Origin of the sequence: Proteus penneri (assembly GCF_003144535.1) — a bacterium.
GTDB classification, from domain to species: domain Bacteria; phylum Pseudomonadota; class Gammaproteobacteria; order Enterobacterales; family Enterobacteriaceae; genus Proteus; species Proteus penneri.
Window position 1 is genome coordinate 146,159 of sequence record NZ_PHFJ01000008.1, and the last position, 15,681, is coordinate 161,839.

General features: G+C 41.0%; 12 protein-coding genes. 11 read left to right on the plus strand and 1 reads right to left on the minus strand.

What is annotated here, in order from left to right; translation table 11 throughout:
• Window positions 1-2: 2 nt before the first annotated feature.
• The 11 genes from CUB63_RS10915 to CUB63_RS10965 all read left to right on the plus strand — a co-directional run bounded on the left by CUB63_RS10915 (window position 3) and on the right by CUB63_RS10965 (window position 14,770).
• Window positions 3-2,987 carry a virulence factor SrfB gene (locus tag CUB63_RS10915; RefSeq protein ID WP_072064938.1) on the plus strand — a complete coding sequence of 995 codons (2,985 nt, stop codon included), beginning with the start codon at window positions 3-5 and terminating at the stop codon, window positions 2,985-2,987.
• A gap of 2 nt (window positions 2,988-2,989) precedes the next feature.
• Window positions 2,990-5,695, plus strand: coding sequence for a putative virulence factor (locus CUB63_RS10920; protein ID WP_232240007.1), 2,706 nt, complete (start codon window positions 2,990-2,992; stop codon window positions 5,693-5,695).
• 3 nt (window positions 5,696-5,698) lie between these two features.
• Entirely contained in the window at window positions 5,699-6,700 is a 1,002-nt protein-coding gene (locus CUB63_RS10925; protein ID WP_006534512.1) for a hypothetical protein, read from the plus strand.
• A gap of 9 nt (window positions 6,701-6,709) precedes the next feature.
• Window positions 6,710-8,713, plus strand: a complete 2,004-nt coding sequence (locus tag CUB63_RS10930; protein WP_109848018.1) for a vWA domain-containing protein — start codon at window positions 6,710-6,712, stop codon at window positions 8,711-8,713.
• Window positions 8,713-9,405 (plus strand): ABC transporter ATP-binding protein, encoded by a 693-nt coding sequence (locus CUB63_RS10935; protein WP_109848019.1) that lies wholly within the window; start codon window positions 8,713-8,715, stop codon window positions 9,403-9,405. The genes CUB63_RS10930 and CUB63_RS10935 overlap by 1 nt, the downstream gene beginning before the upstream one ends.
• Window positions 9,386-10,621, plus strand: a complete 1,236-nt coding sequence (locus tag CUB63_RS10940; protein WP_109848020.1) for an ABC transporter permease — start codon at window positions 9,386-9,388, stop codon at window positions 10,619-10,621. Before CUB63_RS10935 ends, CUB63_RS10940 begins: the two co-directional genes overlap by 20 nt.
• Window positions 10,611-12,167 (plus strand): SUMF1/EgtB/PvdO family nonheme iron enzyme, encoded by a 1,557-nt coding sequence (locus tag CUB63_RS10945; RefSeq protein ID WP_109848021.1) that lies wholly within the window; start codon window positions 10,611-10,613, stop codon window positions 12,165-12,167. The genes CUB63_RS10940 and CUB63_RS10945 overlap by 11 nt, the downstream gene beginning before the upstream one ends.
• Before the next feature lie 24 nt (window positions 12,168-12,191).
• A complete protein-coding gene (locus CUB63_RS10950; protein ID WP_006534503.1) occupies window positions 12,192-12,875 on the plus strand; it encodes a hypothetical protein in 684 nt (227 codons plus the stop codon).
• Between the two features lie 17 nt (window positions 12,876-12,892).
• The gene (locus CUB63_RS10955; protein ID WP_229096460.1) at window positions 12,893-13,381 is read left to right on the plus strand and encodes a coiled-coil domain-containing protein; all 489 of its coding nucleotides are present in this window, start codon (window positions 12,893-12,895) and stop codon (window positions 13,379-13,381) included.
• A 245-nt stretch (window positions 13,382-13,626) separates the two neighbouring features.
• Window positions 13,627-14,187 carry an Ail/Lom family outer membrane beta-barrel protein gene (locus CUB63_RS10960; protein WP_006534501.1) on the plus strand — a complete coding sequence of 187 codons (561 nt, stop codon included), beginning with the start codon at window positions 13,627-13,629 and terminating at the stop codon, window positions 14,185-14,187.
• Between the two features lie 73 nt (window positions 14,188-14,260).
• Window positions 14,261-14,770, plus strand: a complete 510-nt coding sequence (locus CUB63_RS10965) for an outer membrane beta-barrel protein (RefSeq protein ID WP_157955981.1) — start codon at window positions 14,261-14,263, stop codon at window positions 14,768-14,770.
• A 118-nt stretch (window positions 14,771-14,888) separates the two neighbouring features.
• Here the strand turns inward: CUB63_RS10965 and chbG are convergent, their stop codons facing one another.
• The gene (gene chbG / locus CUB63_RS10970; RefSeq protein WP_109848023.1) at window positions 14,889-15,653 is read right to left on the minus strand and encodes a chitin disaccharide deacetylase; all 765 of its coding nucleotides are present in this window, start codon (window positions 15,651-15,653) and stop codon (window positions 14,889-14,891) included.
• Window positions 15,654-15,681 lie beyond the last annotated feature (28 nt).

Here is a 15,681-nt window from a genome sequence, read left to right on the forward strand (position 1 = left end):
TCATGTTAGCGCCACTGACCGATTATAAAGATAAAATCACCCTTATCCGTGACAGCAATATTCAGTTTCTGGATTTTGGTTTTACGCTACCACAGCGCAAAGAATATGGTGAGTTTGTTAAAAAAGGCGAAAACGGCCCGTTAATGCGACTCATCTATAATGAGCGAGACGATAACTATCTTTACCCAGCGCCGAAAAATCAACCACAAACACCGAGAGAAGCAGAATTTAGCTTCTCTCTTGAAGAGTCATTAAATTTACTCAATGACACTTGGTTGCCAGTGCCGTTTTTTCGCTTTAATCCGCCACGCTCATTCTCTCAAGGCCCTGATAACTGGGTGAGAATGATGTTTCACCAACTGCCAGAGCCAGATGAAGATGGGCATACACATCGCATTGTAGTGGCTTTTGATACTCGCATTGAGCCCAATCGCACTAATACGGCTTATCTCGCACCAAACGAAGAAGATGTTCGTTCTGGTGTTGCTTTTGCTCTCGCCTATCTAGGTTATGAGGTGGAAAATTTCCTTGAAACACCTTGGATTGATGGTTGGTTAAAGGAAGTCTTTAGTGAAAGAGCGCTGACTGTAACCAAAATGTACCATGATGAACTGGATGAGGCGCTGAAAGAGTTTCAACATCAGGCACATTATCTCAATTTGCTCAATATATTAGGTGAGAAACTCCACTTACCTGAGATCAAAATTAATGAATCCAAACCGCAAGAGCCTGCCATTGAAGTTGACCTTATCCTTGATGTGGGTAACTCACGTACATGTGGGATCTTAATTGAAGATCATATCAATGATAATAAAGGGTTAACTCAACTTTATGAAATGACATTGCGTGATTTAAGCCACCCCTATCAAATCTACAACGAGCCATTTGAAAGCCGTGTTGAATTTGCGCAAGCGGAATTCGGTAAACAAGATTTTTCAGTTAATAGCGGTCGAAATAATGCCTTTATGTGGCCAACTATTGGTCGCGTTGGCCCTGAAGCTAACCGCATGGCAGCACAACGCTTAGGAACCGAAGGCTCAACAGGTATTTCAAGCCCTAAACGTTATTTATGGGATGACTCACCCTATTCTCCAGGTTGGCGCTTTAGTCGCTCTTTTGGCCAAACAGACAGAGAGCCACTGGCAACCGCTGTACCTATGACATACCTTCTAAACGATCATGGTGAACCGTTATTCCGTTTAGAGCCTGATGAGCGTATGCCTGTCTTTACGCCAAACTACACACGTAGTTCATTAATGACCATGATGTTAACCGAGGTGTTAGCACAGGCATTAACGCAAATGAACAGCCCAGCTCAACGCCTTAAAATGAGTCACGCAAGTGCGCCTCGTCAATTGCGTAATATCATTTTAACGATCCCACCTGCGATGCCAAAACCAGAGCGCGCGATTTTTGAAACGTGCATGGAAAATGCATTAGGCCTCATTTGGAAAGCGATGAATTGGGACCCAACTGATGAAAAACTGCGTTTTGATGGTAAAGATGAACAATGTCGTATACCAATGCCAAACATCCATGTGAAATGGGATGAGGCCACTTGTGGTCAATTAGTTTACCTCTACAACGAAACACAAATTAAATTTGGCGAGCGTACTGAAGCCTTTTTTGCCAGCCAAGTGCGGGAAGATAACCGCGCATTAACCGGTGATAGCACGTTAAAGATTGCCTCAATTGATATTGGTGGCGGAACAACCGATCTCGTTATCACGCGCTATAAACTGGATACGGGTACCGGTAGCAACGTCAAAATTATTCCAACACAACTATTCCGCGAAGGATTCAAAATCGCGGGTGATGATATTTTATTAGATATCATCCAGATCTGTGTTTTGCCTGCATTACGCACAGCATTAACAGATGCGGGTATTTCTGATGCCGATGCTCTGATGTCTTCTCTTTTTGGTAGTGAAGGTTTAGATGCGGGTCAGCAAGTATTGCGTCAACAGCTTACCTTACAAATCTTCAATCCAATTGGATTACGTATTTTAAGCCAATACGAAAACTTCGATCCATTAGTGCCTCATGAAGGTATTAACAGCACCTTTGGCGAATTGCTAGATGTCCAACCAACAGAGCATGTGCGACGTTATATTGACGATGCCGCCAATAAAGAGTTAGGTGGCGGAGATAGCTTCTCTATCTTGAATGTGCCAGTACAAATTAACTTTACACAACTACACGCTGAATTTATTTCAGGTGAACGTATTAACATCACCCGTAGTTTAAAAGCATTGTGTGAGGTACTTTATTACTACTCCTGTGATGTTTTACTACTCACAGGTCGCCCTTCTCGCTTACCGGGTATTCAAGCACTGTTAAAAGTATTACAGCCTGTACCACCTTCTCGTATATTGCCATTACATGGTTACAAAACGGGGGGTTGGTATCCGTTCAATAAAAAAGGCCGCATTGACGATCCAAAATCAACCGCTGCGGTTGGTGCAATGTTGTGTTTAATGGCTGAGAATGCACGTTTACTCAACTTTTACTTCTCGACAGGTAATTTTAAAACTTACTCAACAGTCCGTTATTTAGGGATGTTAGATAATAACAACACGATTTCCGATAATGACGTTTATTACCGAGATATTCAGGATAAATTTGAACCTGATCCTGATACCTATTTTGAAGTCAGAGGCGGAATACGTTTAGGTTTTCGTCAATTAGATAACGCCCGTTGGCCTGCCTCGCCACTTTATACCTTACGCATTAAAAATCCGAAGTTGGCACAACAGTTAAGCCAAGAAGACAGCGTATTGCATATTAAGCTAGGCGAAGAGCGCGGAGCCTCTAGCCATAATAATGACAATAAATCTGAAAAATTACGGATTGAAGAAATGGAGCTTATTAATGGCAAAGGTGGCGTTAATAAAAACGGTTTAAGCTTCAAACTCAATACGTTAGCAGATAGTGGTATTGGTGAAACATCCTATTGGCTGGATAGCGGGAGTGTATTAGGTAAATGAATATGATGGATGAAAAACAGTTAACAGCCAAATGGGATGCCATTTATCAAGGTGCAGGCAAAGCCATTGATTGGGTAAGTGCTGTAAGAGGTAATGCACCTCGTTTAAATACCGAAGCCGATAGCCTTATCTATCGCCTGCGCCGTAGCCGTAATATGGCAAAAAATCTCAGCTTAGCGACCCAACGCCCAATGTCAGTGGGCTTTTTTGGTCTGTCTCAGGCAGGAAAATCGTATCTGATCTCAGCCCTTGCCGCAGGACAAGAAGGTCGTTTAAGAACCAGCATGTCAGGTAAAACACTTGATTTTATCGACCATATCAACCCACCGGGTAGCGGTAAAGAAGCCACTGGCTTAGTCACTCGCTTTAGTCGCAACGCCACAAAAGGTACACAAGCGTTTCCTGTCGAACTGCATCTTTTTAGCGAAATTGAGATCGTTAAAATTCTCGCTAATGCTTACCTGTATGACTTTAATCAGGAAAAAATTGATTTTGAATTAGATGAAGAAAAAATCTCTCGTTTAATCAATTCATTAAGCACACAACGCAGTGCGACACCTGTTGCTGGTATTACTCATGATGATGTTGTTTCATTATGGGATTACCTGCAACGCCACGCGGAAAAAAGTCAGAAGAAATTAGCAACAACCTATTGGCCTAAAGCGATTGAATTAGCGCCTTATCTCAGCATAGCCCAACGTGCTAAGTTATTTTCAGTGTTATGGGGCGACATTGCAGAACTGACATCTGCTTATCAGCGTTTTAGTACCACACTTGCCTCTTTAGGCAATGCACCTTTAGTTTTGGCTCCGCTTTCTTCTTTAGTCAAAGAACAAGACGGTGTGTTAGTACAAAACGACAGTATTATGAACGTAGATATGTTAGAGCGTCTCAATACTGCCAATGATAGCCAGATCAGCATTTGTCCTGTTCATGGTGATCGTATTGATGCCCCTGTAACCCTTTCATTAGCAGAGTTAACTGCACTCACGGTTGAATTAGTCGTCCCGTTATTAGATGCACCAAGTAAAACGCTGTTTGAACAGGTTGAGCTACTGGATTTTCCGGGTTATCGCGGGCGTTTAGGAGTTGAAACCATGGCGGATGTGCGCCGTCAGGTTAATGATGATAGCGCAAACCCACTCGCTCAGCTTATTCTTCGGGGTAAAGTTGCCTATCTGTTTGAGCGTTATACCGATAACCAAGAGATGAATGTGCTGGTGGTATGTACCGCATCAAACAAACAATCCGATGTAAAAGAAGTGGGAGCTGTCCTCACAGAATGGATCAATAACACGCAAGGTAAAGATGCACAAACTCGTGCTAAACGCCCTTCTGGCTTGATTTGGGCGATGACCATGTTTGATATGCGTATTACCAACTCCTTAACCATGAATGAAGCGTTATTACGCCAATCATGGGGTAAAGGGGGCATGATCAAAATGGCGATGTTAGAACGCTTTGGTCAATACCCTTGGATGTCAGATTGGATGAATGGAAATGCCTTTAATAACACCTTCTTGGTGCGTAAACCGAGTATGCCTACCCCGTTTATTCAAATCAGTAATGGCAAAGAGAGTGTGCTCAATGAGGACAGCGTTTCACAATTACATCTGATGAAAAAAACCTTTGCTGAAGACGAAACTGTCCAACGTTATATTCGTGAGCCTGACCAAGCATGGGATGCCATGTTGTCGCTTAACGATGGGGGTATGCAACGCCTTGCCGATTATCTTGAAACCGTTGCCTTAAAATCACTAAAACTTGAACGTATCAGTGAGCAACTGCAAGAAATTCAACGTGATTTAATCGGTCATCATCTTGAGAAATGGTATCAATCAGGTGGTGAAGAGGAATTACAAGTAAAACGTCGTAATGCCGCGACTATTTTGCGTTTTATGCAAAGTCGCCCTTATTTACAAGGTGCTTTACTAGATTACCTGTTGCCGTCTCGTAAATCTCTCTACGACCTGTATATGCAGGAAAAAGAGGTTGTCGATACCCTTTCAGACAACAAAAAAGCAACACAAGCCCCAGTTTCTGCCTTTGCTGCTATGGAACAACCGACTTTTGATCTCTTTAGCGATGCGCCAATCTCTTTGGTGCCAGAAGAAGATGAAGCCCCTAAAGGCCACGGCAATGAGGTTACCTACCCTAAAAAAGTGATGGCATTATGGATAAACCATCTGCGTAGTCTACCTGATAACAATACATTGTTAACCTATCTCGGTATCGACCAAGAAATTATGGTGCTGTTAGTTGATGAACTTATTACCGCGATTAATCGTCTTGGTGTTGAACAACGCATGTTGAAAACTCTGGCAGGAACTGAAGCCATTGCCCGCCGTGATGACTTAGCCGAACAGCAATCATCTCGTGTTTATAATGTATTGGGTGATTTTATTACTTGGTTTAATTTCAAAGATAACGGTGTTGAGAAGCCAGATAGCAAAATCAATGTAGGCCATAAAATCTTTGAAAGACCCGATAACACTAGCGTGCAATGGGGTGATGATGAGCGCTTAGTCCGCTTACCTACCAACCCAGTTAACTATACCCTTTTATTTGTGATTGATTGGCTTATCGCTTTATCGGCGGTTATTACTGAGAATGCAGGTCATTCAGCAGGAAGAGAAATCAGTGCTGAACAAAACGCACAGTTAGGCCAAATCATTCAAACCATGAAATCATCCGTCGTGGAGTCATAATTCGTGTTTAATCCAGAATTAAAACCCGTACAACCTGCTCGTCCTGGCTTTGCGGTATTAAGTATTCGTAATTGGGAAGGTGACGCTTCCCCTGTTTATTTAAGCATTCAGCGCAACCAAGATCGCTATTTCTTAAATGATAAAGGGGAGTGGGTAGGTAATGCCTTTTTCCACCAGCTGTCTCTTGAAGATGCTGATGACGGTTATCAAATCGTTCTTGATAAAACGTTAGTTGATCCCCTCGTTAGCAACTTACAAATGGCGTATCAATTTACGTTAAAAGACGATAATGAAACACAAGATATCGGTCGATTACGTATTCGTGATGGTGTATTAGCTTCTCAAGCACAAGGTCAAAGTGAAGCATTAAAATCAACGGCAACATTAGATACTCAAGCCGTTCCACCCGCTCCGATTGTCGAAACACCACCAGAGCCGAAGCCTGAAGCAATCAAAGAGCCTGAGCCGATTATTCCTGAAATTAAGCTAGATGAACCGCCACAACGACCGACACCACCTGCACCGAAAAAATCTAAAATTGGTTTAATTTTAGCAATTATCCTGATCTTAATTTTAGCGGGTATCTTAACGTGGTTCTTCTTACTAAGAGGCAATCCAGCAGGTGAACCAGCACCACAACCGATATCAGCGCCATCAACACCAAGTGTGTGTAGTGTTGAAAATATGAAATCAGGTACGGCGCTCGCTTTTGTACAAAGTTGCATACAGAGCCAACCAGATAGCAAAACTATCCTCGCAACGATCTCACTCGCAAAACAGAACAATCAATGTGATGTTGCTCAGCGTTTATATGCATATAAAGCGCAATCAGGTGATGTTGAAATCGCACTAAATTATGCTCGTGAATACGATCCAGAAACCGCATCAGCACAAGGTTGCTTTAGTGCAGACAAAGAGACCGCTATTTATTGGTACGAAGCGGTTTTAAATCATGATCCACAAAACAGTGACGCAAAAGCGCGTCTTGAAGCTTTGAAAAAATAGGAAAGTCACATGAAAAAGGCGCATTGGCTGACACTTATTCTCAGCGGTTTAATTCTAACAGCACCTGCCAGTGCTGAAGAGAAAAAACCGCTATTACAAGAGGGGAAAAAGACGCTCTATCAGCGTGTATTAACCTACCCAGGTTGCCAAGTGGCAGACACAATTGGTGCAGCAGGTAAAGAACAACCCGCATTTAGCCGTTTTTATGTTTATCAACGTCAAAAACAAGGCACCAATGAGTGGTTACAAGTCGGCCCTGATAGCTTGGGACATATTAGCGGTTGGATGAATGCAAGCTGCACATCTGAATGGAAAATGCAGTTAACACTCGCATTTACTAACCCTGCGGGTCGTAACCCAATGCTGTTTTTCAAAGATAAGCAAACGGTTGAAGGCTTACTTGAAAGCCCTACTCCCGAAAAACAGTATCAACCTTTTTTAGCTGATATCAAAAATCAAAAAGTCAATCCGGCTATTTTAGCTAAAGAGCCCGATTATATGATTGATCAGAAAAGTAATTTTTATCTGTTACCTGTACTAGGCTCAGATGAAGTCTTTACTGACGCGGGCTATAAAGTGCGAGTGCTTAATGTGGCATCGGTCTCTTCACAAACCAAAGACAGCAAAGACGCACAGAATACAAATGCAACCGCAAACAATACAAAACCAGCAACGCCAGATAGCAAAGATGCTGACAATATGATGCAAGGTTTTTCTGCGGCTGTCGTGTTTGTTATCGACTCAACAATATCAATGGACCCTTACATTGATAGAACCAAAGAAGCGATTCAGAAAGTTTATACTCAAATCGAAAAAGACAATATGTTGGATAAGGTAAAATTTGGTTTAGTGGCGTTTCGCTCTAATATCAAAGCCGTTCCCGCATTGGAATACGATAGCAAAATGTTTGTAAACCCCAATGACGTAAAAGATGGCCCTGATTTCCTGAATAAAGTAAAAGAATTGCGTCAAGCAAAAGTCTCAAGTAGTCGTTTTGATGAAGATGCATATGCTGGTGTTATGCAAGCCCTTGATGATGTTGATTGGACTCGTTTTGGTGCGCGTTACGTTATTTTAATCACCGACGCGGGCGCATTAACGGGCGATGATCCTCTGTCATCCACTAAACTCGATGCTGAACAAATTCGCCAAGAAGCCGCTTATCGTGGTGTTGCACTTTATACCCTGCATTTAAAAACCCCGTCAGGTGCAAAAAATCATGCTTCAGCACAAACGCAATATGAAGCATTAACGCTGAATCCGTTCTTACACAAATCGCTTTACTACCCTATCAACTCAGGAGATGTAAATAGTTTTGGTCGTATGGTAGACAGTTTAGCAACTGCTGTCACCACGCAAATTCAAACCGCTTATCGTGGTGAAGCTACTGTGGGAAGTGCATTAAATGCTGATCCTACTTATGGCAAAGATAAAGAGACTGACACCTTACTTAGTGATGCACACGATTTAGGCTATGCCATGCGTTTAGCGTATTTAGGTGAAAAACAAGGTACAAAAGCGCCTCCGGTCTTTAAAGCATGGATAAGTGATCGTGACTTATTACAGCAAAATATCCCAACCACAGAAGTACAAGTGTTACTGACCAAAAGTGAGCTTAGCGATTTAAGTGACGTGATGAAAAAAATCGTTAATGCGGCTAATGAAGGTTTGATCTCACCTGACAATATGTTTGCAGATTTACGCTCGATTGCTGCCACAATGGGTAACGATCCTAATCAAATCAAACAGGGTTCGGCAACCAAATTAGGTGAAATGGGCTTACTCGGTGAATATATCGAAAATCTCCCTTATTTAAGTGAAGTTTTAGGCTTAGATGAAGAGACATGGAAAAGCTGGGATGGCCTTGAGCAAGAGAAGTTTATCCGTCGACTCAATACCAAGTTGCAATATTATCAACGCTATAACGAAGATGTTGATCGTTGGATATCCCTCGCACCACAAAGCGATCCGCGCGATCACGTTTATCCTGTCCCACTGGAAAACCTGCCTTAATGATCCAGATTGAAGACATGGCAATTACGCGTGGTGATGCGCAACACGGTTTTCGTGTTGCGCTTCCTTCATTGACCCTTAAAAAAGGGGAAATTGGCGCGCTAACAGGATTAAGTGGTTGTGGTAAAAGCACCTTACTAGAAATGATCGGGTTAATCTTACGTCCTGATAAATTAACCCATTTCCAACTCGGTGATGATGTCATTATCACACAAGCGGTGTTGAGTAATGAGCAGGCACAACTCGCATCATTGCGTGCCGAAAAATTGGGTTTTATGCTCCAAAGTGGCGGATTACTTCCCTTTTTAACCGTCATGCAAAATATTCAATTACCTCGCAAAATGCTGGGATTACCGCCGCACTCCGCTTGGCTTGATCACGCCATTGACCATCTGCAATTACGCCCATTGTTAACTCGTCTTCCTCGCCAACTCTCTATTGGTGAGCGCCAACGGGCAGCGTTTATTCGCGCAATCGCTCATGAGCCTGCTTTATTACTTGCTGATGAACCTACAGCAGCCCTTGATCCCCATAATGCACAAGCGCTGTATGCACTCATTGTAGAGATGGTAAAGCAACTGGAAATTTCTGCGCTGGTTGTTAGCCACGATTGGTCTTTAGTCGAGCGTTTTGGATTTAGCCACTATCACGCACAACTCGAAGGAGGCGGTAGTGTCTTTATCAAACAATAGTGCCAATCCTAATCGCCTAGGGTTACTTAGCTCACTCGCTTGGCGCGACTTAATTTACGATCGCAAAGTCGCATTATGTATTGTGTTTTCTTTGGTCTCAGTCATTGCCCCACTGCTACTGCTGTTTGGATTAAAGAATGGCATTGTAACGCAGCTTCATAATCAACTGCTAAATGATCCTCGTAACCTTGAAATACGGATGTTGGGCAATGGTAATTATCCACAAAGCTGGTTTGATGAAATTGCGCAAAAAGAAGAAGTCCGTTTTGTTATCCCATTAACACGTAGCTTAAACACACAAGCCGATATTGTAATTGATGGGCAGCATTTTATTGATAACGCTGAAGTTATCCCGACGGCAGACAACGATCCTTTATTAGAAGGTGTCGCTATTCCCCAAAATGCAGACACTTTAGTCCTTTCTGCCAATGCAGCACAAAAGCTACAGGCAAATGTAGGCGATAGAGTGCGCTTATTTATCAGCCGTAAGCTTAATGGCGTTAATGAACGGGCCAAACGCACCTTTACTGTCGGCGCCATTATCAGTGATAGCAAATTTTCAAGAGCGGCGGCCTTTGTTTCTCTTGATGTTTTAGTCGCAATGGAAGATTACCGAGATGGTTATCAGGCGCCTCTTTTTGGTATTACACAAGGAGTTGAGTCAAAACCAAGAACCCAGTTTGCTAAAGCTCGCCTTTACGCCACAAATTTAGATGCCATCACACCATTAGATGATTGGTTTAGGCAACAACACATTGATGTAATAACACAAAAAAGCCAAATAGAGTCTGTAAAAGCGATCAGTTATGTCCTTAACGTTATTTTCTCTGTTATTGCTTGGGTCTCACTATTAGGTTGTATTGCCTCATTAATTGGCGCCTTTCTTGCCAATATTGATCGTAAACGCAAAGACATGGCAGTCCTTCGCCTATTAGGTTTTCGTCAATTTGCTGTTTCTTTATATATTGTATTGCAAGCGCTGCTATTAACGAGCGTTGCCTTTATTTTAGCCCTTGGGCTTTATGGCATTGGTAGCACCTTATTTACCACATTATTAGGCACCCATTTACCTGAACAAGCCTTTGTTTGTCAGTTAACGTTTTGGGATTTATTGATCGCCATGTGTAGCGCCTTACTTGTGGCCTTAGTAGTGGCAAGTATTGGCGCATTACGTGCCGTTTCGATTGAACCTGCGGAGAGCTTACGTGAAATTTAATTTATCGCTTTTAACTTTATCATTTGCGCTGTTATCTAGCAGTTTTACCGTATCTGCCAAATGGGACGATAAATTCGTTAACCCAAAAGCGTTGCCTGATGATGTGATCTTGCCTTTCCCTTGTGAAGGTTCAATGGTATTTCGCCAAGTGACTATCCCTCTCAGTCAGCCCTTACAAGACTACAGCGTGACTTTAGGGCAAGAAGGTGATGAATGGGGGTATTTAGAACAATCACGAGCTGAACATATCGCGGGTAGCTTTCCACTAAAAGGCAAAGAAAAAGGCCGTTACTACCTTATGGCAAAATACCCCGTTACCGATCTGCAATATAACGCCATGCAGAGCGTGATTAACAATAAAGAGTGCCCTGTCGCTTCAAATAAATTACGTTTACCAAAAGTGAATATTAGTTGGTACGAAGCGATGCAATTTGCAGACCAATATAACCAATGGTTAAGAAGCAAACATCCCGAGGCATTACCCGTTGAAGATGGCGCAAAAGGTTTTGCACGATTACCGACAGAAACAGAATGGGAGTTCGCAGCGCGTGGTGGCCTAAAAGTCTCAGCCTCCGAGTTTCGTGATGTGCGTTTTCCAATGCCAGAAGGTACCAAAAATTATATTTGGTCAGCAGGCAGCCAATCCGCTAATGGCTCATTACAACTCACCGGTTTATTATCACCCAATCCATTAGGCTTACATGATATGTTGGGTAATGTCGCTGAAATGATGTTTGAGCCTTTTAGATTAAATAAACTCGACCGCTTACACGGGCAAGCAGGTGGATTTATTGTACGTGGCGGTAGTTATCTCACGCCGGAGAGTGATATGCGCAGTTCATGGCGTCAAGAAGAGCCTTATTACACTGACACTGGTGCAAATAAAAACAAATACACAGGCTTTCGTTTAGCCATTGTTGCCCCAGCATTAACATCACGCGACAAAATCAAAGAGATAGAAAAAGAGTGGCAGCAATTAGGTAATGAGAAACCAGCAAATAATAAATCGAAATCCAATAGCGATAATTCCATTAATAGCCTGAATACACTCTCAACTCAAGTGCAAGATGAAGCATTGAAAAAACAGTTAGCTGAATTAAAAAATACATTACGGGCTAATGCACAACTGCGTGATGAGCAACGTGATCAAGCTATCCGTACTTCACTGCAATTAGGTGCTTTTTTGTGTACCAAATTAAAAGATGATGGCGAGTTCTACGACCGATTAATCGCATTACATGAAAAAAACTGCCCTACTGGCACTAAAGATGCCACTTGTGAACGACGTCAAGAACAAGTCAACGAACATAAGAAAACCCTCGACTTTGTTGTGAGCTATTACGCTGACACGTTAGTGGATATGGCAACAACATACGACGCCTCTTTAGTAAAACCGCAAATTGACGTTGTACGCCAATTGATGGAGGCCAGAGGTAAATCAAATTTAAATACGTACCTTTCAACGTATATGCAAGGACTTCAAGGATATTGGGCTAACGGTAAAGTTTCACGGAATGAATGGCTTGAAGCGTGTAAAAAACAATAACAGAGACTTTGGGATAGGTGTGGTATGAATAAACAACTTATGGCGGTACTTAGCATTAGTGCTTTACTTGCCTTATCAGGGTGCCAAAGTAATAACGGTACTGATCCTCGTTTGAAAAACAACAGTGATATGGAGTTTTTCAGCAAATCAGGTATTACAGCCTGTGCGGGGGGTGCCGCTATTGGTGCATTAGGCTGCTTAGTTTCAAATTCCAGCAATAAAGGCGCATGTATGCTCATTGCTGCTGTCGCGGGTTGTGGTGTTGGTATTGGTGCCAATGCCTATTTAGACAATAAACGCCAAAATTACGCGACAAAAGAAGAGATGCTCAATTCCATGATTGCTGATATTCAAAATGAAAATCAGCGCTTACAAAATGCTTCTAACACGGCGAAAGCCGTTATTGCTGATGATAAAAAAGCCATCGCTAAAATTCAGCAAGAGATGAAACAACAACGTTTAAATAAAGACGCCGCAGAGAAACAACTCAAAGGTATTGATGCCAATATTGCAGCGCTTCGTTCGCGCTTAGCTGATATGAAAAAACGTGAAGGTGAATGGCGTGATATCGCTGCTCAAAGTCGTCAAGATGGCTTAAAAACCGCACAGCTTGATAAACAAATCGATGGGATGAAGCAGCAAGTTGCCTCTTTACAAGAAGAGCTTGATAGTCTTTATACTCAACGCACAGCAATAAGACTTAGTTAACGTTAAAAAGGATGATAATGAAATTTTTACCTCTTTCCCTTGTTGGCATGAGCTTACTTTTAAGTGGATGTGTCACCAATCCCGCGGATTGTGATCCGACAACGGGTGATGTCAGTATAATTACCAAATTTAACTGTAATTATTCAGGGACTTATGACAACCGTATTGAACAAAAAAAAGCGATTTTAGGTAATGAACAAGCATTAAACACCGAGTTTAAAGCCGTTCTTGCTGCCATTGAGAAAGAAAAACAACAGACCAATGCAGACCTAAAAAGTAAACAAGCTAGTCAACGTGCATTAAGTCAATCAATGAATAATCTGTTAAATCAAATTCGCCAAAAAACCAAAGGGCAAAATGATATTCAAAAGCAGATCAATGAAATTGATAAGCAAATGAAAGCAGCACAAAACAACCCATCAAAATCAGTGATGGAAAAACAGCTTGAATTAGAAAACTTACAAAATCAAGTCATTAGTCTACAAAGTGATCTAGGACTTAAATAAACCTAAAAAGGCTCTCTATTATTATTTAGAGAGCCTTTATTTTAATTCTTATTTATTTTCATGATAACTTATATCGCATATATATTATTATTTAAATAATATTGACTATAATTAATAGGCCACTTTAATAAAACAACCATATTTAAATTCTCGTGCTATTTTTTATTCCATTATAAATGGACTCGTTATTATAATTTCATCGCTTAATAATGCGTTCTTATTATTTTAATTATGGGATATAACTAATGAAAACCAAATTACTATCAGCTTTATTTATCTCTAGTTTATTAGCTGCATCTTCTGTTTATGCTCAAGAAGATCTTAACTTTGGCAAAACAACACTTTCAGCGGGTTACGCACAACTCAAAATGGAAGGCCAAAAACCGATGCATGGTGGCACAATTTCGTTACGCCAAGAACTTAATCAACAACTCGGTGTTCTTATCACAGGTTCATACGCTCAAAAAGATTACGATTTAGATAAACCTGTTAAACAGTTCTTAAAAGATGTAGATACTCGCTATTATTCTGTTATGGCAGGCCCTACTCTACGCTTAAATGATTACCTAAGTGTTTATGGTGCCGCAGGGATTAGCCAAATTGAGATGAAGAATATTAAAGGTGTGGATCTCAACGAAAAAATCAAGAAAAATGCATTTAGCTGGGGAGCTGGCTTGATCATTAATCCTGCCGAAATGGTTTCTATTTCACTTGGCTATGAAAATAGCCGCTATAAACTTGATAAGTTGAGCGATAGTAAAATTGTCATGGATGGATTTATCGCTAATATCGGTTATCGATTCTAATAAAAAAAGCACATATTATTTTTATAATATGTGCTTTTTTCTTATTTTGATTATTATTAAATTCATTATTCTTATGAAAAAAATATTATTATCACTATTCTCTTCTACATTACTTTTTACTTCTTTCACTTATGCTAAAAGTGATCGTCCTTTATATTCTATTGGTTATGCTTATATTAAAGTGAAAGATTTACCCACAGCAAATGGGATTAATATGAGAATTCAAGCATTACCGGCAGCTAATAAAAAAATCTCAATACAACTTGCAGGAACTTTATCGAATCAATCATTATCAGATAATGGCAGGTTACGTTATGTTTCTATCGCTTTAGGACCTGCTTATGCTCTAACATCTTTTATTGATCTCTATGCCACAATTGGTGCCAGTGGAATAAGTTATCAAACCAAAGAAAATATAAATAAAGATAATTCATCTAAATCTGTCAGTTGGGGAACAGGTATCACATTTACATCACCACAAAATATTACACTTACTTTAGGCTATGAAGGCAGTTACTTTAAAATGGCAGGGAAAAGCTATCCAAGTTATGCACTTATCAGCAATATTGGTTATCGGTTTTGATTTCTACGGTGGTAAAAACAAAAACGCCTCTGCGTTATAACAAACAGAGGCAAAATAACTCAAAAAGACCCACACCAGGGAATAACACAGACATCAATCATCCAAATCACATTCCAAATCATTTCATTAAATCTTGATACGTTCCCAATTGATAACCTCGTTCAATAATCGCTTGTTTTAACGTCATATCTGTTAACACTTCAAGTTCCATTAAGCGCTGAAAACAATAACCACTCGCACGTAATGGATTATCCACAAAAGCTGGATGTGTCATCACTTCAATAGAGTGCTCATGACGCGCTTTCGACTCATCAAGCACCTTTAAAAATAAAGCTTGAGTGATTTCATCTCCATAAAATTGACTATCAAAACCATCACTACTTATCACACCTTGGGTATCAATCCCTTCTTTTTGCGCTAACGGTCTATCAACCCGTATCGGTAGCGATTTTTCTTTGGCAAACTCCGCCACGATAGGAAAAACTTGCTTAAACATATGTACATGATGGTGGCTATCAATATGGTCAGGCTCACGACCAAAGATCTCAATAAAACGCTGATATTGTGCGTTAAGTTCAACTCGAATTTCATCAAGCGGTAAATTGCCCTCTTCTGCCATTTGCCATACCCATTTCCCTAGTACACCTTCACGCGTTAAAGAAGGTAAAGGAGACAGCGGCTTACCCATCGTCAAAGTAAAATGAAGCCCAACACCCAGACCGGGTAACTCATGGCACAATTGTGCTGCATGTTTAATTCCTTCAGCGTTGACAAGTGCCGTTGTTGAACTAACCACTCCATGACGAAAACACTCTACAATGCCGTAGTTTTGGCCTTTACTCAGTCCGAAATCATCTGCATTCACAATTAATAAACCAGCCATTCTGTCTCCTTATTACTTATTTTTATCT

Excerpts from the sequence above, each read along its gene's own strand:
- CUB63_RS10915 (WP_072064938.1), top strand. The coding sequence starts at position 3 with ATGTTAGCGCCACTGACCGATTATAAAGATAAAATCACCCTTATCCGT.
- CUB63_RS10920 (WP_232240007.1), top strand. The coding sequence starts at position 2,990 with ATGATGGATGAAAAACAGTTAACAGCCAAATGGGATGCCATTTATCAA.
- CUB63_RS10930 (WP_109848018.1), top strand. The coding sequence starts at position 6,710 with ATGAAAAAGGCGCATTGGCTGACACTTATTCTCAGCGGTTTAATTCTA.
- CUB63_RS10935 (WP_109848019.1), top strand. The coding sequence starts at position 8,713 with ATGATCCAGATTGAAGACATGGCAATTACGCGTGGTGATGCGCAACAC.
- CUB63_RS10950 (WP_006534503.1), top strand. The coding sequence starts at position 12,192 with ATGAATAAACAACTTATGGCGGTACTTAGCATTAGTGCTTTACTTGCC.
- CUB63_RS10955 (WP_229096460.1), top strand. The coding sequence starts at position 12,893 with ATGAAATTTTTACCTCTTTCCCTTGTTGGCATGAGCTTACTTTTAAGT.
- CUB63_RS10960 (WP_006534501.1), top strand. The coding sequence starts at position 13,627 with ATGAAAACCAAATTACTATCAGCTTTATTTATCTCTAGTTTATTAGCT.
- CUB63_RS10965 (WP_157955981.1), top strand. The coding sequence starts at position 14,261 with ATGAAAAAAATATTATTATCACTATTCTCTTCTACATTACTTTTTACT.
- chbG (WP_109848023.1), bottom strand. The coding sequence starts at position 15,653 with ATGGCTGGTTTATTAATTGTGAATGCAGATGATTTCGGACTGAGTAAA.